Below are 24,267 nucleotides of genomic sequence, written 5' to 3'. Positions count from 1 at the left end.
AAGGATATAATCAGGGCGAAAGAACCAGTTTTTTGCAATTTTATTGTAGGAGGGATGCAATGGATTGGCTAAATGATTACGAAGAAGAACTCCGCTTAGTATTTCAAGAAAGTAGAAAGATCATCTCCGAATTTCCTGAGCCTCTAAATTCACAAGGCATGTCCTATCTTGAACATTTTAACGTATTCAATGCAGAAAGCCACAAAAATTACATATGTTATCTATTGCCCTTTTGGCTTCAGAAAAGCTGTGGGCTCTCAGCAGAAATTACCCGTCAAATGTCGATGGGCAATGTCTTCTTCATGCTATATTTTTTCATACAGGATGACCTGATGGACAGCAAAGAATCCTCTACATACGAAAGATTACCTTTAGCGAACCTACTCTATGTTGAATTTTTGAATATCTACAGACTTTTATTTCCGAATGACTCCTCTTTCTGGACATCGTTCAATCGTTATATCGCTCAATGGGCAGACAGTGTTAGTAATGAAACCACCAGTGATTATTTTCTTAATGATCGGATCAAGATTTCATATAAAGCCAGCCCGCTCAAACTATCCAGTACCGCTGCCCTTCTGCTATCTGGTAAGGATTCTCTTGTACCGCAGTCTGAGGAAGTGATCGACTCTGTTCTACTTACACTGCAAATGCTTGACGACTATGAAGACTGGAACGAAGATTTATCAGAAGGCAGCTATAATTGTCTCCTCTCACTCACACGAAGCTATCTATCCACTGATAAAGGAACCACACTCACATCAAAAGAGGTCGAATTTTTCCTGTTTACAGCAAACGGACTACGTACCTATGCTGAGCTAGCGCAGGATACGCATCGCAAAGTAATGGCTTCCAGCTTAGATGTACCTCATCTCCTAGCATTCCACTCCATGTTGGTGACGAACTTACAACAGATCTCAGATTCTATCGAAGCAGAAAAGCAGCTTTTACAAGGTGGAGGCTTGTTTTATTATTTGTCAAAAAATATACAATAAATATATTATTTTGTAATAAAAAGAATAGTATTAGCACAATTGCTATGTTATATTATTAAAGGTAAATATATACATTTTGGAAAGGGTGATTATTATGTCAGAAGCAGTTCTTAGAAATCAAGTCATTCAAAAGGCATGGGAAGATCCAAGTTTTAAGCAAAGACTACTCGCAGATCCAAAAGCAGCTCTCCAAGAAGCGCTAGGCGTAATCATTCCCGACAGCGTTACCTTGAAAGCCGTTGAAGAAGGTTCAAATGAATTCTATCTTGTAATCCCACCAAGTCCATCATCAGATGTATTGAAAGCAACCGCAGCACCACGCGGTTCTTGGTAAGACAGCAGGATTAACCTCATAGGGAGTAGGAATCATCCGGAGCTTCTGCCAATGGCAGTATAGTAATGGATTCGGTTCCTACTCCTTTTTTGCTTGTAAATCTTACTTCACCTTGCATAGCTTCAATGATGCGGAAGGTGACCATCAATCCTAAACCTGTTCCTTTATTTTTCTTGGTGAAATATGGTTCGCCGAGTCGGTGCAGAACATCAGGGTCCATTCCTTCCCCGTTATCTTTGATGTGAATAATCACTTTATCATCTTCACCATACACTGACATATAAATGAACCCTTCTTCACTGAATGATTCAATGCTGTTCTTGATAATGTTAATGAACGCCTGCTTAAATTTCGAGGAATTTCCTTTTACCCATAATTGTCCGGATACATCCAGAATCATTTTCCCTCCATTGATGTGACACAGGGGCTGCATAATACTCTCAATATGCTTGAATTCATCATATAAATTCAGACTAGAGATCGTCTCAAATTCTGGTTTAGCAAAGGTTAAGAAATCTGTAATAATATTGGATGCGCGATCTAGTTCACTAAGGGCCATTGACATATAAATTTGCTCTTCGTTAACGGATTTCTCGCTAAGCAGCTGAAGAAAGCCCCGGGTGACTTGTAGTGGGTTTCTTACTTCATGAGCTACGGATGCAGCAAGCTCGCTAATGATCTCCATTTTTTCCGAACGCTCCAATTCATTGTTAAAACGCTCTAGTTCTCTAGAGTAATTAACAACCTGTTGATGGTTATAGGCTAATCTTCGTTCCAGAATTACGATCAAGGAAATAATGAAAGCAACCAGCCCCCACTTCCACAAGAACAAATCATAATTGCCTTTTTGGATGTAATACCATAATAGCTCTGCAACTACAGTAAACGCAGCGGTTCCAAATCCAATAGCAAACACAATAGCATCTTTATTTCCTTTAAGAGAGAACATAACCACACATGCGATCAGCAGGATGAATTGGAGGATAAGGATAACCCCTATAATGGTGGTAGAAATAAAATAATAGAACTCAATATAGCGATTATTTGATAGGAGATTGATTAAAAGACATAACAAACAAAAAGAAGAGTAAAGCACTTGAAATTGACGGAATTTTCGAATGATACTGAATTTACCACTCCCGAATAATTTCTCAAATAAAAAGGTAAGCGCTGGGAGAAGTGAAAAAAGGGCTAAGTCTAAGCATACGTTACTAATTGGCCCCAATTTATTGTAAAAGGTATAGATGAAGGGGGAGTAGGTTATAGAAAGGATTCCGGTAGCCGCTATAACCACTGATAGTGAGGCAACACTGGAGAAATAATCTCTGTTTATGTATAGAGCACTTATAAATAGAACGATAGCCACCAGAAAAAAAGCGCAGCCCAAAATCACATCACTTAGTCCATTCTCAATATATTCATTAATTAATTGACTATGTTCACCGATCATTACACTTTTTTTAATTCCAATTCTGTCCTGCATGGTTTCTGTCCAGATATATAGTGTTTTCCCGTTATCTTCTTTACTTAAAGGCAACAGCAAAGAATAGTTATCCTTGATATATTTACGATTTTCCTCGAAGATCAAACGATCCTCCACATACACTCTCACATGAAGAGCATATAAAGTATCGATATACAACGAAGGAGAAACATAACTTAAATCGGGTAAGGAAATGCGGGTCCAAGAAGAGGATACTCCTGAAGGTAACTCTGGGAGTTCCTTCTTAGAATCTACGTTCACCCAGCTTTGCTGGCCTTCACTCCACGGAATCTCTTTTCCTGGATTTCCTGTTTCATCCCCCCATTTCATTTGCCACTTTGTAATTTCTTGGAATGGATTTGGGTTCGCTGCCGATACAATAATAGAGCCACAACCTATCAGGAGGAGTGAAAGGGTGATTGTAATGTGGAGTATTCTAACCATCAAGCGCATATAGGCACCTCAGAAGGAAGTTTCAGAAACAATATTCTGTGTGTTACTACTTCGCTCACTATGCTACCCTTTCCTTCTAAAAAACGGAATAATCATTAAATTCTCCTAATTTTTTCTAGCCGTTGGCAATTTAATGATAATCTCCGTTCCTTCCCCCTTCTCACTATGAAACTCAGTTGTCCCTTCCATCGCCTCAATTATTCGGAAGGTTACCATAAGTCCAAGTCCTGTTCCTTTTGTTTTATTAGAGTAATAGGGCTCACCCAATCGGGCCAGTTCACTACCATTCATCCCTTCTCCATTATCACGTACACTGATCATTACATGGGCTTCGGATTTCCAGGCCGTAACTCTAATAAGTCCATTATCCTGCAAAGCTTCGATGCTATTTTTTATAATATTAATAAATGCTTGTTTAAATTTAGCAGATGATCCAATTACGCAGAGTTCCGACTGCAGGTTGAGTTCAATGACTCCCCCTTGCAAATTCGCAAGCGGAGCGAGAATACCCGACACATGTCGTAACTCCTCGGATACATCAAGCCTCTCAATGGTCTCTAGCCCTGGCTTAGCAAAGGTAAGGAAGTCTGAGATAATAACCGTAGCTCTATCCAGTTCTGCGATAGCCATCTGCATATATTCCCTTTCCTTATAATCTGAGCGTTCTCCTAGGATCTGAAGGAAACCACGGGTTACCTGTAAAGGATTCCGTACCTCATGCGCTACAGAAGCTGCCAATTCACTTATAATCTCCATTTTCTCGGAACGCTGTAAATCATTATTAAACGTCTCAAGCTTACGAGAATATTCAACGAGTTGTTCATGGTTTCTCGTAAACCTTCTCCCCAGAATGACGATTAAGGATAATACGAAAACCATCATCCCCCACTTCCACCAATATAATTGATAGGATTCTCTGGATATGTAGTATACGATCAATTCGACAAGAGATATAAATGCAAAGATTGTAAAACCTGTAGTAAAAACAATAGCATCCCTATTGCCGCGATAAGTATGAATAAACGCTAAGCTTACCAATAATATAAATTGCACAATCATAATGATGCCTAGAATATCAGCAGTCATGAATCTATAAAAGTCTTCCAACTGATACGACAGAAGGATATTAATAACCATTAGTGAAAGACAGAATATAGAATAAACCAATTGAAACTTACGGAATCGGGTGACGATTTGTTTTTTCCCTGAACCGAATATTTTCTCAAAATAAAAGGTTACGGATGGCAACAAGGTGTACAACGCTAAATCAAAGAAAACAAGCACGATTTTCCCATAATCCCCGAGGATGATCGGCAAAAACGAAGAATACGTAACCACTATGACTCCAATGGATAAGAGAATTAACACCAACAAAAATCCGGCCGTAAAAAATCCTTTTCTCAAGAATAGTGAACAAATAAACAGAACAATAGCTATAAAGATAAACGTCATCCCAATGATGATATCCATTAAGCCCTGCTTCACATAAATGGACAACAGCTCACTGTAGCGATCTACCCTTATTTCGCCTTCTATTCCTAAATCCTTGCTTCCTCCGTGTGTCCATATGTATAGTTCCTTCCCTCCATCTTCTGTGGATAAAGGAATTAGAATTTTGCTGCCGTTGAAATTGTATTTATTCTCAGAATCATATACTACCACGTTATTCACATAAGCTTTGACGGTATTTCCATATACCTTATTAATGAATAACGCGGATTTCTCGCTTATTTGCGGCAAAGAAAACCGGAGCCACGCTGAGGATGTACCTTTTGGCATCTCTGGTTTGTTATTATGAGGCGTTACGCGAATCCATTCATCATCTGAAGCTGCTACAGCTTCTTCGACAGTCTCTGCTTCAGTATTTCCAAATCTAATCTCCCAACTTGGCAGCGCAGAGTCTGATGATCCAGCACTCACTATCGCCGCACCGTAAGGCACTATTGCTGTTAGCAATAGAAATAATAGCAAAGTAGCCGCTATCTTTGGTTTTGGCAACTTCATCGTAGCACCTCAGTAATTCATTAGTTGTTTAAATGATCATATATGATTCTTAATTTCGACAACCTTCGCACTATTCCTGCCTATTCTTGTAAATTTTCTCGAAAAAAGACGTTATTTATCGGCGTTATTTCCCTTATTATTTATAAAACGATTCGATCATAGGCAATCGGGTAAAGATACATATGAGAAGTCCAAAACTTATCCTACTGAGGGAGTGAACGGCTATGGAAGATACACCTAATAAAACTGAAGCCGATTTTGTATATGAGCGCTATATACAAGCCGATATTGATGAAGAAGATGTTGTCAATGAAGATGCCGACCCCGTGTTGGTTGGCGATAAATATTTGGCGGCGGATATTGGTTTAAACCAACCTGAGGAAACGCTCGAAAGAAATGACTTACTAGAATCCGATGCATTCCTGGCTGCTGAAACGGCAGGACTAACAAGCAGCGATATAGATGATGCTGAGGACGAGGAGCTGCTAGAGATGGAAGAGGAGGATCCGCCACTGGAAGATATTCCTGATGCAGATGAGGTGTATCCGGGATCCATCATCGACCCTGCTTCACCACCAGTAGATGGCATGCCTGGAACGGACGTCTTAAATGGATCACTGGGAGATTAGACTATATAAAGCCGCCGGGATAGAATCCGGCGGCTTTATTTGTTTTTCAATATGAGCACTTTCCTCAGTAAGGGTTACTCTTGAGCTGCCCGTTATTCTGCTGAACGCGCTGCTGCAATTTGAGAATCCAGCTTGCGGGTCTTAACCAATACCGCTGCTACAAGCAGCATCACCCCATTGATCACAAACACCCAGCGAATCTGGATAAAAGCCCCAAGTAAGCCGCCTATAATAGGACCGGCCATTGTCGCGAGTTGAGATGCCGCTTGGTTGAGGCCAAAAGCACGTCCGCGAAACCCGGGTTCAATCACTTGAACAATCATTGCATTTACAGATGGAAGCACACCTGCATAGAACAAGCCGTAGGCAAAACGAAGAACGGCGAATTCCACATACCCTGTAACAAAGAATTGCAGAATATTACCGATACCTCCACCGATTAATCCAATGAACAGGATCATTCCGAAGCCCTTCCGGCTTCCGATTCTCCCCCACTGCGGAGCCATTAGCACAGTAGCAATACCCACAGCGGAGAATACAATTCCTGAGCTTAGCGAGGCACTGCTCTTGGCGATTCCCATGTCTAGCAGATGTATCGGAATAAGCGGCTCCAGAATCATAACAGAAAAGGTGCTTATCCCCGCCAGCGATAGCAAAGTCATAAATGCGCGATTGCTTCGCGCTTCCTTGATATCATCACTTACATGAGACCTCGGAGCAGATCGGTCAAAATTCTCTTCTTTAGCAAAAAAAGTAGCGATAAGTGCCGAAACGAGTACAATACCTGCTGAGAATAAAAAAGCAACCCGATTGCTTGTGTAAAAGCTCACTACACCGCCGATCAATGGACCAATGATACTGCCCGTTGCTCCGGCTGTAGACATAATACTCAGCGCATAACCGGTCTTATCCTCAGGTGTGTTCGTAGCCACCATGGCTATCGCAGCCGGAACAAATCCAGCAAGCAATCCTTGCAGTACGCGCACGAGCAGAAAGACGTAAGGATCATGCACGAAGTAATTAATCAGATATAAGGCTGCCAAACTGAAGCCCGAGCGAATAAGCATCGGCTTCCGACCATATTTGTCGGCGAGGGAACCCCAGTAGGGAGAAATTAAAGCGCTGGCTAGAAAGGTTATGCCAAAGCTAACCCCAGACCAAATTTCCAAATGATTCGTAACCCCAAGCTCGTCACTCAAAAAAATAGAGAGGAACGGAATAGAGATCGAATACGCCGTACTACAAAAAAAGACACCCACCCAAAGCACGATCAAGTTCCGTTTCCATGAAAAGCGCATGATCTACACATCCTTTCTTGATGTTCTCGCGCAAACATTCCTATTATTGTAAACCTCTTTTGATAATGTGCCAATTCCACATGTCACAACTGACCTTTGCATGTAAAGGGACAAAGAGGTTATTATGAGAAGTACCTACGAGATTATTTAAGAAAAAGGAGAGATTGATTAGTGAAGTCTACACGAGCAAGATCTGCTATCCTAATGGTCATGTTATGCCTGGTGATGGTTATTGCAGCAGGTTGCGGTAATAAGCCTACCAATAACAATGCCAGCAGTAATAATGGAAGCAGCAGTGGAGCAGCAGGAAATAACGCAAGCAGCGAGACAAATGCTGGCGCTAACGAAGGACTCCCTTCAGCTACAGCAAGCCACCCCATTGTGACCATTGAGATGGATAACGGAGGCATCATCAAAGCCGAGCTTTATCCTGAAGTTGCCCCTAACACTGTGAACAACTTCATCTCACTGATTCAAAAAGGATTTTATGACGGCACCATATTCCATAGAGTGATCCCTGACTTCATGATTCAGGGCGGTGACCCTGATGGTACCGGTATGGGTGGCCCAGGATATAGCATCGCTGGAGAATTCTCTGGAAACGGGTTTACTAATAACCTGTTGCATACGGAAGGTGTTCTGTCCATGGCAAGATCACAGGCTCCAGATTCTGCCGGTTCCCAGTTCTTTATTATGGATGCAGCTTATCCTAGTCTAGATGGAAGCTATGCCGCTTTTGGTAAAGTTACCGAAGGCATGGACGTGGTTAAATCTATTGTTGGCTTGAAAACAGACAGTTCAGATCGTCCAGAAGAGCCACCAGTGATGAAGAAAGTAACCGTCGACACACTGGGCGTCACTTACCCAGAACCACAAAAGGTACAATAACAAGCAAAAACGCCTTCGGTTTCCTTAGTGGACGCCGAGGGCGTTTTTTACTTGTGAAAGACTAATTTAAGTACCTATGCAACTTATCCTCGTAGTGATCTTCTGCTAAGAGCATGTTGGCCGTTAAGCAAGAAAGTACTACGGGTATTTCTTAATAAGGAAATCCGCTCCTCTGCAAGCTGATTTGCCGCAACAGAAGTAGGAATTCCATTCAGACGTGAGATTTCCAGCACGCGGGTGATGTTATCGTAAATTTTTGAAACCTGCTTATACGCTCGTTCCTTATTATAGCCATTCAGTTCATCCGCAATATTAATAACGCCACCAGCATTAATCACATAATCTGGAGCATACACAATGCCCATTTCGTGCAGAGTATCGCCATGATAGGCCTCTTTTAACTGATTGTTGGCTGCGCCTGCGATCACCTTCGCCTTAATTACCCGGAGGGACTCATCATTGATCGTTGCTCCGAGTGCGCATGGGGCATAGATATCACAGTCTGTACTGATAATATCTGCGGGATCGACTGCTTTGGCGCCGTAAGCCTCTACTGCGCGCGCCACAGCTTCTTTATGAATATCGGTTACGATAAGCTGAGCGCCCTCTTCATGAAGATGTTTACACAGCGAAAAAGCCACATTCCCAACGCCTTGAACGGCTACAGTCTTTCCTTCGAGCGAATCACTGCCAAACGCTGCTTTGGCCGCTGCCTTCATCCCTTGGTATACGCCGTAAGCCGTCGCTGGTGACGGATTGCCCGATGAACCATAAGTAGGAGATGTACCTGTAACATAATCTGTCTCCTGATAAATAATGTTCATATCTTCTTCAGTAGTGCCAACATCCTCGGCTGTTATGTAACGTCCATTCAAGCCCTGTATGTATCTTCCAAAAGCACGGAACATCGCTTCATTCTTATCCTTCTTGGGATCCCCTATAATTACTGTTTTCCCACCGCCTAAATTTAGGCCGGATACTGCATTTTTGTACGTCATCCCTTTCGCTAATCGAAGCGCGTCAACAATCGCTTCCTCTTCTGTAGCATAGGTCCACATCCGTGTTCCACCCAGTGCGGGCCCTAATGTAGTGTCATGAATGGCGATGATTGCCTTTAATCCTGATGCTTTGTCCTGACAAAATAACAGTTCCTCGTAATCGTCCTGCTCCAGTGTTGCAAACAATTCCATTCTTAATATCCCCTATCTCTTTGTTATATTCCAGATGTTGGTTGTTACTCTTACCTCTCAAAGTATTGTAGCAGAATGTGTCGTAAAACAAAAAGAACCACGTCACCCTTATAACTTTCAATGGATGACGTGGCTCTTATATGAATGCTACTGCACCGGATAGAGTGCAATTGTCAAAATGCGTTACAGCTTAGCAATTGTTTCTGTAAGAACAGGAACGATTTGTGATTTACGGGATACTACACCTCTGAGAAGTGCTTTATTGTCATCCAGCTTAACATTGTACGCCGTTTCAACTGCACCTGCAACACGACCCAGAGCCAGACCTACGGAATCATTATTAAGGATATCTGTAACCACGAACAGGAACAGATCCAATTCTTTTTCAGCAATAATGGAAGTAAGTGCAGTTTCCAGTTCAGCTTGTTTGGAGAGAACATCATTAACATCCACCGCATTCACTTGAGCGATTTCAACTTTGTATACACCCATTTTGAATTCCTTTGCATCCAAGGAAATCAGTTGAGCGATACTCTTGTCGCTAAGGTCAGCTCCAGCTTTCAGCATGTCGAGACCGTAGCTTTCAGCATCTACACCAGCGATTTCAGCAAGCTCACGTGCTGCAGCTACATCTTCCGCAGTGCAAGTTGGTGATTTAAACAGCAAGGAATCAGAAATGATCGCAGACAGCATCAATCCGGCGATTTCTTTAGGAATAGCAACTCCGTTTTCTTTATACAACTTGTTAAGAATAGTAGCTGTACAGCCTACTGGCTCAGCACGATAGTATAACGGATGTGCAGTCTCAAAGTTTGCGATCCGGTGATGGTCGATAACTTCAACCACGCGCACTTGATCAATGTCATTCGCACTTTGTTGGCGTTCGTTATGGTCAACAAGAATAACCTGATTTGCTTCACCAGCTACGTTCTCTACCAGACGAGGAGCAGCGACTCCGAAATGATCAAGCGCAAATTGCGTTTCACCACTAACCTCGCCCAGACGAACGGCCTCAGCATCCCAGCCCAATTCCTTTTTGAGTGCAGCATAAGCAATTGCAGAACAAATGGTATCCGTATCCGGATTTTTGTGTCCAAAAACCAATGTTTTTTCCATTTCCAATCTCCTTACTATGTTTTAGTGAGATTAATATACCATACATTGATAGCGGCTTCCAGATTGCGTGGTTTGAAAAATGCTTTATCGCAATTCTATCATCCTCATCTAAGGCTGCTCACGCCTCGTCTTTGGAAGCGGATCTGGCTTGGATTCACCATGTAGCGGTTCATTATCTGAGAAAAGATCAGGGTTTTCCTTCAGCATCTGACTTAGAATATCCGTCGTTTCTACTGTCCCACATACCCTGACTAACGCGTCTCCAAAGTTACCCTTGCGCATGGCACCGCCCTCTTCAAGCTCACGCTCCACCTTCCAAAAATGCTCCGACCAAGAGAGGCCACAATGTCTGCGAGAAGGCACCATGATTTCATCTCCTCCCGGCGTCACCGTATATAGCTCCTCATGGGTATCCGTCATTCTGCCTGGAATATCGACCCACTCTTCAATGCCATGAATGAACGTATTCCGCCGAAGATCGACTCCCAGCAGTACAATTTCCGCCTTTCGATCAAGTAGCTTGCCCCACACTGAACCACGGGCGCACGGCGTATCCCAGCGTTCATCTCCTGTAGTGAACTCCTCAGCATCTGCACCTAAAGCCGCTACAGAATGTGTCGGATGCCAAGAGCGAATAACACCTGGACGTTTACGGAATAACTCCGGTAATATCCCTACACAAGATGGGGAATCTTGAACAGAGAACCTTGGATTGTCTGCATTAATATAAGCCCATGTATGAGTTGGCAATACGAGCAGTCCGTCCTTCATATATTCACTGAGTACATCCAGTACTGTGTTCGCGCCTCCATCTACTTCCCCAATGCTTTTTAAAGAGGAATGGACCAGAATAGTTCCGTGTGGATCAAGCTTTAGCTCCTGCAATTGATTCATCAAGCTAGTTGTTGTGTGCATTCTACGCTCTCCTTATGTACGAACTGGATTTTATGATGCATAAACATCTACTTGCAAAAATCGTATTTCACTATTAAAATTATAGTAACTTAATAATACTCATCTAAATTCTGTCGATCACAATACAACTTGCTCACATTTAGCATTTACACGGAGGTAATTACACATGACTTTAACATTAAAAGGACTACACCACGTATCCGCGATTACAGGTAAAGCACAGGAAAACTTCAAGTTCTATACTGAAGTACTTGGACTGCGTCTCATTAAAAAGACAGTCAATCAGGATGATATTTCAGTGTATCATTTATTCTATGGTGATGAGAAGGGTAATCCCGGAACCGAATTAACTTTCTTCGAACTCCCGATGGCGGGCCGCAACCGTGAAGGCAATAACAGCATCTCCGCGCTCTCCCTTCGAGTGCCAAGCGATGCTTCACTTACCTATTGGGAGCAGCGTTTCACTGAGCTTAACGTAGAGCATGGTACAATTCAAACAATTGGTGGCCGCCAGACTTTAGCCTTCCGTGATCACGAAGGGCAACGTTTCATTCTAGTATCCGACGAAAATGATAAGGGGGTTGCCGGCGGCATTCCTTGGGCTAAAAGCCCGGTACCTGCTGAATATGGGATTGTTGGCCTAGGTCCCGCACATCTTACAGTAGAAAGTGCAGAGCATACGGCGGTTGTACTGGAGCAATTGCTTGGCTTCCGCCGCAAAGGCTCATATCCTTCAACAGTAGCGGGCCAGCCAGATGTGATCGTATTCGAGACTGGAGAAGGCGGATCAGGTGCAGAGGTTCACCTAGAGGAACGTAATGATCTAGAGCAGGAGCATTTGGGACGAGGTGGTGTGCACCATGTCGCATTCCGCGTGGATAACGAGGAGGAATTGAAGCAATGGGTAGAGCATATACACACAACTCAGCTTCCTAACTCCGGATTCGTGGATCGTTTCTACTTCCGCTCCCTTTATTTCCGTGAGCCTAACGGCATTCTTTTTGAGCTAGCTACAGACGGACCAGGCTTTGCAACAGATGAGCCGATGGAAAGTTTGGGCGAATCTCTTGCACTACCACCCTTTCTGGAATCGAAACGCCAGCAAATCGAAGCTTATCTGAAGCCGCTGGATACTCGGCAATAAGATTCTTCAGCTCACTTAATAAAAGGTGTGAGTCGCTGATGCGCTCACACCTTATTTTTTATTGAAGATCCGTTGTCTTGCCTACAATATCTAAGAGCTTCGACAGATCTTGAATTTCGTATTTCGGTTGAATACCCGACGTATTCTCTTTACCAAGCGGGTTAAACCAGCAAGTATCGATCCCATAATTAATTCCGCCTTGAATATCAGAGGTTAAGGAGTCCCCTACAATCAGTACTTTTTCCTTATCCGAAATCCCCAATTTGGCAAAAGCATAATCAAAAATCCCTGTCTCCGGCTTCTGACAACCAGCCTCCTCTGAAATAATGATCTGCTCAAATGTTTCACTAAGCGGTGATCCTTGGATTCTGGAAGTTTGCACTTCTTTAATTCCGTTCGTAATGATCGCTAATCGACAGCCGGCAAGCTCCTCGCACAGCTCGATCGCTCCCTGGATCAGAAAGGTTCCCTCGCCTAAGAAACGTAGATACGCTTCACTAAACGCCTCAGGATCTAGCTCCAGCGCATTCGCAGCGAATAACCTATTAAACCGTTCCACCCGTAATGCCGCAGAACTAATCTTCCCCTGCTCCAAATCCCGCCACAGCGCATGATTAATCTCCTGATAACTGGCAGCATAATCCTCAGCACCTGTGGGCATCCCAACATGTAGAAATGCGTTAGATAACGCGTGACTTTCTGCCATTCCGTAATCAAACAGTGTATCGTCAGCATCGAATAAAATAACGTCGTATTTCATAAATATCCCCCAAAACTCTTTTCTCAAAAAGGTACTACAGTGATACAATCAAGTCAACTTATCAGTCAGACGACAAAAATTTACTTTTTTAAGGTAGTTTTAAGCGAATTGTGTTATTTTAAAAAGAAAACGGTGGTGAGCGTCATATTATACGTTTTATCGTTTCTAATGTCTTTTTCTATCGTCTACTTTCTAATTCCGCCGCTCGGCAGACTTGCTTTCCGACTTGATTTTGTGGACAAGCCTCGTCAGGACGTTGAGCGTAAAATTCATAGAGAGCCTATACCGCTTACGGCCAGTTACGCCATATTCATTGGATTCTTCATTACCTATCTGGTATTTGCCCGTGAATTCTCCATGGAGACTGTCGCACTGTTTGCAGGGGGTGTGCTGCTGCTGACCATAGGTACCATAGATGACTGGTACAAAACAAAGGGTAAAGATTTCCCGGCACTACCCAAAATGATTGTGCAGGTTAGTGCAGCTGTTCTTGTTTATCTTTCCGGCAATGCATTTACGGGCTTCTACAACCCCTTCTCAGGGGATTATATCGTTCTACCCGTGGTATTACAGTTTCTATTGACGATTATCTGGATCTTCGGCGTAACCACCGTCATTAATTTCTCGGATGGTATGGATGGTTTAGCTGGCGCCTTAACTGCTATTTCGGCCATAACACTATTTATTGTCGCCTTAACTAAGGGGCAATCCTCTTCAGCGATTATGGCGATTGCACTCGTCGGTGTCACCATTGCTTATCTACGCTATAACAAACCGCCTGCCAAAATCTTTATGGGCGACGCCGGGGCTACCTTTCTAGGTTTCATCCTTGCGGTAATCGCACTCGACGGTGCGTTTAAGCAAGCTACGGCCCTGTCGCTGTTCATTCCGATTCTGGCGCTGGGCGTTCCGATCTTCGACAATATTTTTGTCGTCGTCAAACGCTTTATCCAAGGCAAGTCCATTTATCAGGCCGACGCTACCCAGGCTCATTACCGCCTGCTTCGTGCAGGTTTGAGCCAGAAGCAAGTCGTTGCCGTGTTATGCTTGATCAGCGTTTGTCTATCCTTATCCTCTATCATCCTTTTGTTGATTGAGACTTGATGTATTATTTGCGGATTAGTATCGTACAAGAACAATCGAATCGGCTAGTCCATTAAAGTAATAAAAACGAGCAAGTTTCCAATCTGGAAACTTGCTCGTTTTTTGTTTGAAGTTCATACTTCTTCAAGCCCATAACTCTGCAACCAAACACATCATCTCATCTGTCGCTCTCTTGCGTAAACTCAGCTAACCTACGGTAAATCCCTACGATCTCCTCCATAGGCATCCTCACTAATCCACTGGAAGAGGGAGCTACAAATTCACGTACACCGTCTACCTTCGGAGGTACATCCCCTTGAAATCCCCAGTTTGCTTTAGTCCTACGACTAAACTCTGTATATACACCTTTTCCTACAAAACAGGCGACCTGTGGGCGATACAATTCCAGCTTGGAGCGAAGCAATTCTCGGCCCTCATTATATTCCTCACGGGTAATATCGTCGATTCCGCGTGTAGGCCTGGAAACAATATTTGTAAAACCATACCCCAGCTTAAGTAGTTCCCCGTCCTCAGACGCGTCGTATAGCCGAGGAGTAAGTCCTGAATTGTGCAAGATTCTCCAGAAATTATTTCGTGGATTCGCGTAATGGTGCCCTACCTCACCTGAACGAATACTCGGGTTAAAACCAATAAATACAATCTGCAATCCGTGATCTAGGTGATCTGAAATTCCATTCATGTGAGTATGCCTCCTAACCAAACGATGTTCTAATTCTACAATGGGGTATACACATTAAGACAGGAAGCCGGAATTGGGTCCGCCAGCCATACCTCATTACCCGCACAATAAAAAGTTACACCCATTTGACCAGCGCTAATCGTATCAACAGTCAGTAGAATCAATTTCCCTCTGCGGCTTCCGGCCAGACTGGCAAAATGTGTCCCTTCGGATAAATGAACATATTGGCGTCCCATTGATTGGAGTCCCTCTTCCAAAATAACTGAAAGAACGCCAGTATGAGTTCCGTGATAAAGCGTAGATGGCGGAGTTCCCGGATCATAGGAAATTTTGGTATGACTATGCCCGTACCGAGCTTTGATTCGATCTCCATTGATTTCAAATCGTTGCTTCTCGCAGCCTGCAACCACTTGCTGAATATCTCCCACAGTCACCTCAGACCATCTAGGAGCTTTCACCAGCACAGACAACAAATCATCCAACGTACAGGAACCATCCTCAGGGTCCAAAATAAGGCCATACTGCTCTGGAGTATGCCGGAGCAATTTAGTCATAAATTTACTTAACGACACTTCTGTAGCATTGCTTAACATTATATTTCTACCTCAATTCATAACTCATTTCTATTCTATTCTCTACAGCCGTGGATCTACAGGATCAGACTCCAAAGACAGCGCAGCAAGCACACATTCATGTACGCGTTCTATCGGCTCCTTACGAATAAAACGTTCCACCGATTCCCGGCTAAGCGCACATTCCATTAAGGCATTTCGCTCTTTTTTACTTGTTTTGCGCTGCTTGAGGCGTACAAGATTATCCGGCTGTAAATAATCTATTCCATAGATAATATGCAGATATTTACGCCCTCTCACCTTGAGTGCAGGCTGAACCAGTTTATCTCCATTACGTGTTATAAATGTTTCCGGTTTGATAACAATCCCTTCATGCCCATCCTCCGTCATCTCTTCCCACCAACGGATGATCTGTTCCTCGTCCGCTTCATTACAAACCGTGCGGTATTCAGTCTCCATAAATAAAGGTGACAACTCCGCTAGTTCACGATTATGCTCCATATGCCAAAGATGGCTGTGCTCAAAGAAAGTTTGTCCGCTATGCGCAAGCGTGTGGAAGGGAGCAATCTTAATCCCCTCTAATCCACTTACGTCCCAGCAATACTTTTGAAAAGCTTCCTTAAAAAGATGAGCATTCTGGAGCTTCTCCTCCATTTCCTGTATCCACGAGGTAACATCTCGCCCTGATCTTTCAGCTTCACGCAGCTTCTCCAAAAGATGCTCCCGATCTAACAGTGCAGCTTCAGCCACATGTGCATATTGGGAGGAAATCAGCTCACGCGCTTTCAAGTTCCATGGTACGATCTCCGCATCTAGGAGCAGCAAATCCGTGTTATTTTTCGCAAAATAATTCGCCTGCACGAGATCCGCGTTCAGCCTACGTAACACTTCAGATTCAGTATCCCTGTCAAAAAAAGCTCGGCCAGTACGTGTATAAATCGTGCCTAACGACGGCCTGCCCACATACGGTAATGCCGCCTCTTCATCCCGGAATAACAATAGGATGGCCCGGCTGCCCATATGCTTTTTCTCCGCGATCATTGTCTTCACACCTTGTGCGCGGAAATAAGCAAAAGCTTCACGCGGATGCTCCAGATAGTTCTCATCTATAGACACTGAAGGCGGCGGACTCATGGTCGGCGGGATATATACCAGTTCCTCAAGTGGAACCGTAAAGTGGGAGACCGTGTCTATGGCCGCTTTAACGAATTCTCCGCGCACAGTTATTTCACCATAAAGGTCAGTCTGGACTGAGTAGCCTTCCACGAATTTACGCAGGTTAGGTGGTGAGAATCTCCCCCGCTCCCAACGTATTAACGGACTATCCGGATCACCTGCATAATCGTGTTTCGCTTTAACACTAACAAACTTCCCTTCAGGGTAACGGTACGCAGTTAAAGATCCACCAAATACAGCACCCTGGTCGATGTTCACTGTATTTTTTACCACGGTTGGGAAAGGTCTAGGATCATGCCCCCAGACGATGATCTCCCCAGATTCGTGTTCGACATACCATTCTTTCCTTACAGGAGCACCCTTGCCATCCATTCCATCAGTGTCCCCATACCGGCAGAAATCCTGAATCCGTTTGGACTGCTTGCCGATAAATTCATCACGAATTCCGGCATGGGTAACTATGACCCGCCGCACGCCATTGCAGCCAAACAACAAGTGGCTAGGCGCGGACAACAGAAACTGTTTAAGTTCATCCCTAAGCCTTTTTGCCTCCTCATCGCCTGCTTCTAGCGCAAATGCCTCCAGCTCAGCGGCGATATTCTCGTCTCCGTGACTTAATGTAACTTTGCGACCATCCAGGTAGCGGGCGATTTTCCAGCCATGGTTGCTGTCGATCATGCGGGCGATTCCAGCATCTACATGCTTTTTCCAAAACCTCATCGTCTTCAGCGATTCTGGGCCCCGGCTCATCACATCCCCCACAGAAATTAACTGCCTACCCTCGGGGTGTTTGTACAACCCTTTCTCATCTTCCTTATACTCCAATCTTTCGAGTAGCTCGATCATCTCTTCATAACAACCATGAATGTCGCCGATGATATCAAGTCCTTTATCGATTTCAACCCAAAGCGGGTTCTGCTTACGTTCAAAAAGTACTGACTCCGTCTTTTTCAAAAAATAAGTCGAAGCAAAGCCCTCGTCCTTAACACTCCGTAGCGAACGCTTGAACTGTCCATATTGTTGCTTGACCCGCTGGCGTCCTCGTGGATGCTCACGCTGTACATCCCGCTCCAGCAGCGTTTCCTCTGGAACATCGAGCACCCAAGCCATACATGGAACATTATACTTATCTGCTAAATCTAAATATTGCTTACGGTATTCCTCTTGCAGATGTGTAGCATCCACCACCGTCAGTTTTCCAAGTCGGCAGCGCATGGCAATGACTGAATTCATTGCTTCAAAGGCTAGGCTTGAGAGCAACTGATAATCATTAAAAATAATATCTGCTTCTTCGCGGGGGCGATTCTTCCAATTCATAAAATCAGTGTCGCCAAGCATGCTACGGAAATCATCCGATGAGACGATTTCTGTCTGCAACAACGTCCCTTCATCTACTAATCTACGCAGTAAAGTGCTTTTGCCGCTATTGGAGGGACCCACCAATACAATAATTCCTGCATGCGGAAAAAGAATGGTTCGCTGCTTTTCTTTTTGCTCTTCTGTAGTCATTACAATGCTCCCTCCTTACTAAATATCGCCATCTGCGTCGGGTATCCAAAAGCGTCAGAACCCTCGCCAATTCCTTTAAAATCAACCGAATAATCAAAGGAGCTCGTCCAGCGTATACACCATTCGGAGAACTCTGCTCGTCCCCATTCAAAACGGTGATCACTATGCCGCATTTCTTCCGATTCCATCTCATACACCTCGTTATACTCCTTGTTCGGTGTAGTCAGGATCAATACCTTAGGACTATATTCCGACAGAATAGTCTCCATCACTCGAGCCAGCCTATGCTCGTCGATATGCTCAATAACCTCACATAAAACCATAATATCCTTGTTCCGCAGCGTTTCATCGAAATAGAACAAAGAACCTGTAACAGGCGTCGGCACCGTAACTCCTTCTCGGTCTTCAAGCTTCGAGAAGCGATCGATTGCGCGTAACTGTGAGTTTGCCGAAGGCTCAACCGCCCAGATCTGCTTGACGCCCGGCACACTTCCGAGTCTTGCCGAAAGTTTTCCTTCACCGGAACCAAAGTCAACAATACTACTATTGAAAGCCAACCCTTCTACTGTTTCTGCAATCGCCGCATAACGCAGATCATTTAATCTAATTTTAGGCTCAACTGAAATCTCAGCAGGAGTAATGGCCACTTTTTCAGAAGAAGGGGAGGATTCCTCTCCATCAAATTGTTTAATAAGATTAGCAAATCGTAGTGACCGCTTGAGAATTAACGCAAGCAACGGATGACTATCCAACCAGCCTTCGCCATAACGCCTGATTTTTTCAATCTCATCATCACTGATAAAATAATGCTTATCATCATCTAATGCCGGAATCAGAATGAACAGTTGACGAAGGGCCGTTTGCAGAGTCTGTTCTCCCCGCAGCCTAATGTATCGTGCAGAACTGCGGCTTTTTAAATCAAAAGAATACACTGCATCTCCTCTTTCAAGCTCAAGCTCGTAGCCAAGTGCATGAAACAGTTCCTCAATCGTGTGATCAGGTAGGTTCGATGCTACTGGGCCAAAGGACAGCTCCAATTGAAATTTGTGATCTACCCAAGGCAAAAATACTTCCTTAGGCTTTCCATTAAGAGCTGTACCTAGCGCTGGACGGATATAAGAGCAGAATCGGCTGCTCGTAACAAACTCCCGATCGTTAATATATTGTGTGATGTCATTATGAGCTGTATTTCCTTTAACTAGAGCTATTGGATCTGGTGTGACATAGATAACGGCCTCTGTCTCTTCGTCGGAAGCTGCAGTGAACACAATGCGCACTCTAGCTTCTTTATCGCTCCTGTCATATAAATTATGCGGATTTTTGGCCAGTAGATGGGACAACATCCCCGCCCCTGAACCCGTTGCCTTGATAATTAAATGCATATCTTCATCTCTCCTTAACCATTATTGAACTGCGGATTTACCAGCTCCATTGCCCCGTTTCTCCCCAGACCTCTATCAGTGCTGACCGGAACAAGATATCTAACGCTTCATCCATAACACCAACACTCTGTTCAAAAGCAGAAGCAACCGCCTCGTAATGAGCAATCCGTTCCTCCAAGTACATGTTGATCACATCCAAGCGTGGCTCCAGATTTAGTTCATCACCAGACATTTTACGAGATAACAGATTCTGCACAGCTTCCTGTAGTTCAGAACCCTGTGGAATCAGATCCTGTACAAGAACATTAAAATCGAGCGGTGGCACTTCGTTATATTTTTCAATCCAAGCGCATGCTAAGAGTGGTCTTAATACGTAAAAATATTTCTTAATTTTAACCTCGCTGCCTTGCAGATAATCCCGGTAATTTCCTCGCGCCATGTTCAAATAGTGGTAAATGCATGATTTTGGCGAAAAGCTTTGTGGCGAGAGTTCACGGATACTTTCGGCTACAGCGTATTTTTCTTCATAGCGAATCGGTGATTCTAACCATTCCAGCAGAGGCGGATTAGATTTCCGAAATAGATTAAGCCCCTTCTTCAAGTCCCAACCGTTAATATCAAGCATGTCACTGATCGGCCGCTCTATTACATCCCTGTGCTCAAAAATAGATAAATACGCCTCAGGTCTCCGTATGTATAGGAATCTAACATCATAATCACTATCTTTGGATGGAAATCCCCAAGCCCGGCTCCCCGATTCACACGCATACAAAATGCGGACTTGTTCTTCAGATTCAATGGTCCGAAGCTGCTGAATGATCGATCGATGTATTTCCGACATATTAATCCCTCCCTTAAACCTTCTAAATATGCAAAAAAGACCATGGACTCCATCGTCCATGGCCGGGCTTCACCTAAATACAGAACTCCTTACCGGTTAATATAGCGTTGTTGATTCACCGGAAATGAATACACTGATTCTAAGGCTGACCTGTAAGCCAAGGTAACAGATGGACGCAAATATGGATAAGCATTATACGATGGCTGATGATTCATATTGTTATTCATCTGTCCTTACCCCCAAGTCAAATTATATTTTATTCAGTACCATTTCATCCTTAACATATCTCCAAAAGCATAATCCAACTATCCAGTTTCTGTCAACCAGTAGTCTTCCTCTGTAATCTTCTACGCTCCTTATTCTTACCTTATTTCAGTAATACCTTCAGTTCAGGCGTCATATCCGATGCTTTTAACATTACGAAATCGCTATAACCTTCCTTATACAGCAACTTCACAATGTAGTTGCCATTCTCAACGCCATAATTGAAACGATGATCTAAAATATCCGTTAATAGTGCCTTATCCTTCGTAACAACTGTACGATTCTTTTCACGTGCAAGCACTACTCTTTGTTCAGGACTCGTAGGATTCTTAGGTGTTTGCTTATCCATAAAGTCGTCTTTTACAATCTCTGCCGATTGGATATCTTCAGCAGTTATTCGTATTTTATCGGCATAGCCTTTTTCGTTCATCCACTTCTCCAACTCATAAAAAGATGATTTCCAAGGATAATAATAACCGTAACTTGAAGATGGCCGATCACTTTCCTCTTTTACCTTTACCTCTGTTTGGATAGTAGCCACATCTGGAATACCGTCCTTATCTATCTGTACTTCGTAGGACATATTCGAAATTTCGCGTTTGATAATCTCTTTTAGCTCTGAAATTTCCTGAGGATCAGAGATGGCTACTTTTTTATTCCTGTTAGTAACCCACATATAATCCAGGTCTTTGTCTAAGAGAGCTAAATTATATTTTTCATACTTGTAAGCTTCGGTATCCTTAACCACCTTGAGCTCTGATTCAAACCCCTTATTAGGAATCCAGTATTCTCTCACTAGCTTGTGACCATTCTCCAATTGATAAGCGATGGTAAAATATTCATAAGCGTATTGTTGTGAGGTATGTTCTGGACGTACCGCAATTACCGCTTGATGAAGTTTACGGACAGCTTCTATATAATCTTTATCATCGGAAAAAGGGTCCTGCCCCATATAGGGTGTAGTAGTGTACAAATCATCCGTGGGGGTATACCAACGGTAGTTAGATCCCATATACACACCACTAATCTTATCACCGGAAGGTACTCTAGCTTCATACCCGGTAACACTTGATACCGGGATATACAGAAGTAACCCCAGCGTTACTGCATAAACCGCAAACTCTGCTAACACTTTACGCGTCATAATCTGCCATGTTTTCCGGATAATCATTTCCGCAGCAACATAGCCGATAATGGCTCCAATGGCATATCCACTAATTACCCAGCCCATTTGCTGTTGCTTCATTTGTGCAAAATAATTCCCGGAAATAAGCATAGTACATAACATAACCCCTGCTTTAAACAGCGGGTTGAAATATCCAAAAGCAATAGCCTGACCCGCTTTTTCCGTATTACGTTTACGGTATAACAGGTAGGATAATCCAATAAATAAAAGGGACAATACTCCATAAATCCACAATTCTGTATTGGTAAATGGTTTGCCGGTAAAATAATACACGATATGAACAAACGGAGACCACATCTGCAAACTAGAATCACGGAAGTTTACATTTGCATTTGCATAACCATAGAGATACATGACTAAATGGCTATTGATTAATGAGATCAGTACAACAGGAAGAATAAGCAATATATAAATGATAATTCCCTGAAGAATAGATTGGCCCGTGCATATTCCCACAAAAACACTAAAGCAGAAGAGGAACAAAGTCAGAATACTAACTGTGATACACCATTGCCAAATATCTGCGCCCTGAAAAATATAAAAATTACCACTCCATCGCTTAACAACCGCAACCACCCCTGCAGTTAACCAAACCGGTATCAACAGTAAGGTAAGTCCACTCGTCAGATGAGCCGTAAATAAATGCTCTCTGCGTAAAGGCAGGCTATGCCATAGATCTGATGGAGATTTTGCCTGAAGGTATCGGAATAAAAAGAGTCCAGCAGCAACAGGGATCGTAATAATGAACAATGCTTGCACATTACCAGAGATGCGGAATAAATGATCGATTTCCTGCGGTTTTGCATTTGGATCGATACTCATGAACAGCTGCAATGGAAGTGCGAACATTAGGCCAAGTGCATATATAATCCCTATCCAGCCATGCTGGCGGAAGTTCTGGCGAATAATACTGCTATTAAAGTAGTATCGGCTGCGCGTCATATCCGACATCCCCCATTTCATAAATAAAGATCTCTTCTAAAGTCAATGGAAGCAAATCGAACACGTATGGCTCGTACACCTGAAAAGCCGCTTTGATCCGTTCACGATCTCCTTTTACTATGTACAGGTTCACGCTCCCCCGGCGTTCTTGATGTAATATTTGCAGCTTCGCTGCTAACGGAATTTCATGCCGCTCATCTCGGAAGGCCACTTGAATCTTATGTGTATCCGCCTTAAGATCATCCAGGTCCTTCTCAATCAGCATCTTCCCACCATGCATAATCCCAACATGATCACACAGATCTTCGATCTCACGAAGATTATGTGAAGAAATGATTACCGTCAGCTCGCGTTCAGCAACCTCCTGAAATAGCAGGTTTTTGATCTGGCGTCGCATTACCGGATCTAACCCGTCAATCGGCTCATCCATAATAAGCACATCTGGCATACAGCTTAAACATAACCAGAATAACGCTTGCCGCTGCATCCCTTTGGAGAAACGACTAAGCTTACGCTTTTTATCGAGCTGAAACACGGTCCCCAAATCATCAAAACGCTTCTGATTCCAGCTCGGATAGATCGAGCGATAGAAGGCTGCCATTTGCAGCATGGTGGATTGCGGAAAAAAGTAAGGAGAATCCGGCATAAAAATAACCCGTTGCTTAGTCGTCGGGTGTTCGAATACCGCTTCACCATCCACCTTCACGGTCCCTTTATCTGGAGAAAAAATGCCTGCCAAGGTCTTCAGCAGCGTAGTTTTACCCGCGCCATTAGAGCCGAGCAGCCCATAAATCGTCCCTTTACGTACCGTTAAAGAGATATCGTCCACTGCCTTCTCCCCTTGAAAAAACTTACTGACGCCTCGAATCTCAATCATCACTCTTCCCTCCTTCTCTCTGCTTCTCCACTTGCTCATACAATGAACTAATTTCAGCTGCGGTGAACCCAAGGTATACCGCTTCCGCCATCAGTCTAAGCAACTCAGCACGCACTTCGGCTTTTTTAATCTCATTCTGTTCTTTTTTCATTGGGGCTACAAAACTCCCTTTCCCCTGCAGTGAATAGATATACCCCTCACGTTCCAATTCACGGTAAGCCTTCTGAATCGTATTGGGATTCACGGTTAGCTGTTGGGATAATGTCCTTACCGAAGGCAGTTGTTCATCAGTCTGCAAAATACCATGTAAAATCATCTCCTTGACCTTATCGGTCAGCTGCTCATAAATCGGTTTGCGACTGCGAACGTCCAATTCGAACATAACCATCCTCCTTTCACTGTCTTCCCTTAGTCCATGATAATGTGTATTAACTGTACTACTATTATTAATACAGTTTAATCTTTATGTCAACGCAAAAACCCCCACAGTTATAAAAACACTGTGGGGACTTTTTCTCATGAATAG

At 43.5% G+C, this 24,267-nt stretch carries 21 protein-coding genes; 6 read left to right on the top strand and 15 right to left on the bottom strand.

The window, feature by feature from the left end; genetic code table 11:
- Positions 1-59 precede the first annotated feature (59 nt).
- Both ACWNM1_RS02230 and ACWNM1_RS02225 read left to right on the top strand, forming a co-directional pair.
- Positions 60-995, top strand: a complete 936-nt coding sequence (locus ACWNM1_RS02230) for a hypothetical protein (RefSeq protein WP_449599532.1) — start codon at positions 60-62, stop codon at positions 993-995.
- A gap of 94 nt (positions 996-1,089) precedes the next feature.
- Positions 1,090-1,329 carry an NHLP leader peptide family RiPP precursor gene (locus tag ACWNM1_RS02225; RefSeq protein WP_170880314.1) on the top strand — a complete coding sequence of 80 codons (240 nt, stop codon included), beginning with the start codon at positions 1,090-1,092 and terminating at the stop codon, positions 1,327-1,329.
- A gap of 16 nt (positions 1,330-1,345) precedes the next feature.
- Here ACWNM1_RS02225 and ACWNM1_RS02220 read toward each other — a convergent pair whose 3' ends face one another.
- On the bottom strand, positions 1,346-3,256 hold the full coding sequence (locus tag ACWNM1_RS02220) for an ATP-binding protein (protein WP_449599642.1): 1,911 nt from the start codon (positions 3,254-3,256) through the stop codon (positions 1,346-1,348).
- Positions 3,257-3,370: 114 nt separating this feature from the next.
- A complete protein-coding gene (locus ACWNM1_RS02215) occupies positions 3,371-5,269 on the bottom strand; it encodes an ATP-binding protein (RefSeq protein WP_449599530.1) in 1,899 nt (632 codons plus the stop codon).
- Positions 5,270-5,493: 224 nt separating this feature from the next.
- Between ACWNM1_RS02215 and ACWNM1_RS02210 the strand changes: the two genes are divergently transcribed.
- Positions 5,494-5,898, top strand: a complete 405-nt coding sequence (locus ACWNM1_RS02210) for a hypothetical protein (protein WP_449599528.1) — start codon at positions 5,494-5,496, stop codon at positions 5,896-5,898.
- A gap of 92 nt (positions 5,899-5,990) precedes the next feature.
- Here ACWNM1_RS02210 and ACWNM1_RS02205 read toward each other — a convergent pair whose 3' ends face one another.
- Positions 5,991-7,196: an MFS transporter gene (locus ACWNM1_RS02205; RefSeq protein ID WP_449599527.1), complete on the bottom strand. Its 1,206-nt coding sequence runs from the start codon at positions 7,194-7,196 to the stop codon at positions 5,991-5,993.
- Positions 7,197-7,400: 204 nt separating this feature from the next.
- Here ACWNM1_RS02205 and ACWNM1_RS02200 point away from each other — a divergent pair, with 204 nt between their 5' ends.
- Entirely contained in the window at positions 7,401-8,084 is a 684-nt protein-coding gene (locus ACWNM1_RS02200; RefSeq protein ID WP_076299216.1) for a peptidylprolyl isomerase, read from the top strand.
- 83 nt (positions 8,085-8,167) lie between these two features.
- On the opposite strand, the gene ACWNM1_RS02195 is transcribed toward ACWNM1_RS02200, so the two are convergent.
- From ACWNM1_RS02195 to ACWNM1_RS02185, 3 genes are all read right to left on the bottom strand, one after another.
- Complete coding sequence (locus ACWNM1_RS02195; protein WP_449599525.1) at positions 8,168-9,274, bottom strand: Glu/Leu/Phe/Val family dehydrogenase; 1,107 nt, start codon at positions 9,272-9,274, stop codon at positions 8,168-8,170.
- Positions 9,275-9,457: 183 nt separating this feature from the next.
- Complete coding sequence (locus ACWNM1_RS02190) at positions 9,458-10,390, bottom strand: manganese-dependent inorganic pyrophosphatase (RefSeq protein ID WP_449599523.1); 933 nt, start codon at positions 10,388-10,390, stop codon at positions 9,458-9,460.
- A 108-nt stretch (positions 10,391-10,498) separates the two neighbouring features.
- Positions 10,499-11,305, bottom strand: a complete 807-nt coding sequence (locus ACWNM1_RS02185; protein ID WP_449599522.1) for an AAC(3) family N-acetyltransferase — start codon at positions 11,303-11,305, stop codon at positions 10,499-10,501.
- Positions 11,306-11,471: 166 nt separating this feature from the next.
- On the opposite strand from ACWNM1_RS02185, the gene ACWNM1_RS02180 reads away from it, so the two are divergent.
- Positions 11,472-12,449 carry a ring-cleaving dioxygenase gene (locus tag ACWNM1_RS02180; RefSeq protein WP_449599521.1) on the top strand — a complete coding sequence of 326 codons (978 nt, stop codon included), beginning with the start codon at positions 11,472-11,474 and terminating at the stop codon, positions 12,447-12,449.
- A gap of 58 nt (positions 12,450-12,507) precedes the next feature.
- On the opposite strand, the gene ACWNM1_RS02175 is transcribed toward ACWNM1_RS02180, so the two are convergent.
- Positions 12,508-13,209 (bottom strand): YjjG family noncanonical pyrimidine nucleotidase, encoded by a 702-nt coding sequence (locus ACWNM1_RS02175; protein ID WP_449599519.1) that lies wholly within the window; start codon positions 13,207-13,209, stop codon positions 12,508-12,510.
- A gap of 168 nt (positions 13,210-13,377) precedes the next feature.
- Here ACWNM1_RS02175 and ACWNM1_RS02170 point away from each other — a divergent pair, with 168 nt between their 5' ends.
- On the top strand, positions 13,378-14,313 hold the full coding sequence (locus ACWNM1_RS02170) for an MraY family glycosyltransferase (RefSeq protein ID WP_042124401.1): 936 nt from the start codon (positions 13,378-13,380) through the stop codon (positions 14,311-14,313).
- Positions 14,314-14,470: 157 nt separating this feature from the next.
- On the opposite strand, the gene ACWNM1_RS02165 is transcribed toward ACWNM1_RS02170, so the two are convergent.
- The 8 genes from ACWNM1_RS02165 to ACWNM1_RS02130 form a co-directional block, all read right to left on the bottom strand.
- Positions 14,471-14,992 carry a mismatch-specific DNA-glycosylase gene (locus ACWNM1_RS02165; protein ID WP_449599517.1) on the bottom strand — a complete coding sequence of 174 codons (522 nt, stop codon included), beginning with the start codon at positions 14,990-14,992 and terminating at the stop codon, positions 14,471-14,473.
- Between the two features lie 35 nt (positions 14,993-15,027).
- Positions 15,028-15,585, bottom strand: coding sequence for an RNA 2'-phosphotransferase (locus ACWNM1_RS02160; protein WP_340974255.1), 558 nt, complete (start codon positions 15,583-15,585; stop codon positions 15,028-15,030).
- 42 nt (positions 15,586-15,627) lie between these two features.
- Positions 15,628-18,249 carry a polynucleotide kinase-phosphatase gene (locus ACWNM1_RS02155; RefSeq protein WP_449599515.1) on the bottom strand — a complete coding sequence of 874 codons (2,622 nt, stop codon included), beginning with the start codon at positions 18,247-18,249 and terminating at the stop codon, positions 15,628-15,630.
- Positions 18,249-19,631: a 3' terminal RNA ribose 2'-O-methyltransferase Hen1 gene (locus tag ACWNM1_RS02150; protein ID WP_449599513.1), complete on the bottom strand. Its 1,383-nt coding sequence runs from the start codon at positions 19,629-19,631 to the stop codon at positions 18,249-18,251. The genes ACWNM1_RS02155 and ACWNM1_RS02150 overlap by 1 nt, the downstream gene beginning before the upstream one ends.
- 37 nt (positions 19,632-19,668) lie before the next feature.
- Positions 19,669-20,472: a nucleotidyltransferase domain-containing protein gene (locus tag ACWNM1_RS02145; RefSeq protein WP_449599511.1), complete on the bottom strand. Its 804-nt coding sequence runs from the start codon at positions 20,470-20,472 to the stop codon at positions 19,669-19,671.
- Positions 20,473-20,839: 367 nt separating this feature from the next.
- Positions 20,840-22,864, bottom strand: a complete 2,025-nt coding sequence (locus ACWNM1_RS02140) for a hypothetical protein (RefSeq protein ID WP_449599509.1) — start codon at positions 22,862-22,864, stop codon at positions 20,840-20,842.
- Positions 22,839-23,741, bottom strand: coding sequence for an ABC transporter ATP-binding protein (locus ACWNM1_RS02135; protein ID WP_449599507.1), 903 nt, complete (start codon positions 23,739-23,741; stop codon positions 22,839-22,841). The genes ACWNM1_RS02140 and ACWNM1_RS02135 overlap by 26 nt, the downstream gene beginning before the upstream one ends.
- A complete protein-coding gene (locus ACWNM1_RS02130) occupies positions 23,734-24,123 on the bottom strand; it encodes a GntR family transcriptional regulator (protein ID WP_076283874.1) in 390 nt (129 codons plus the stop codon). The genes ACWNM1_RS02135 and ACWNM1_RS02130 overlap by 8 nt, the downstream gene beginning before the upstream one ends.
- Positions 24,124-24,267 lie beyond the last annotated feature (144 nt).

This window comes from Paenibacillus sp. Marseille-Q9583 (genome assembly GCF_976954365.1).
Note: the sequence above shows the minus strand (reverse complement) of the source record. Positions and strands in the feature narration are given on the sequence as shown.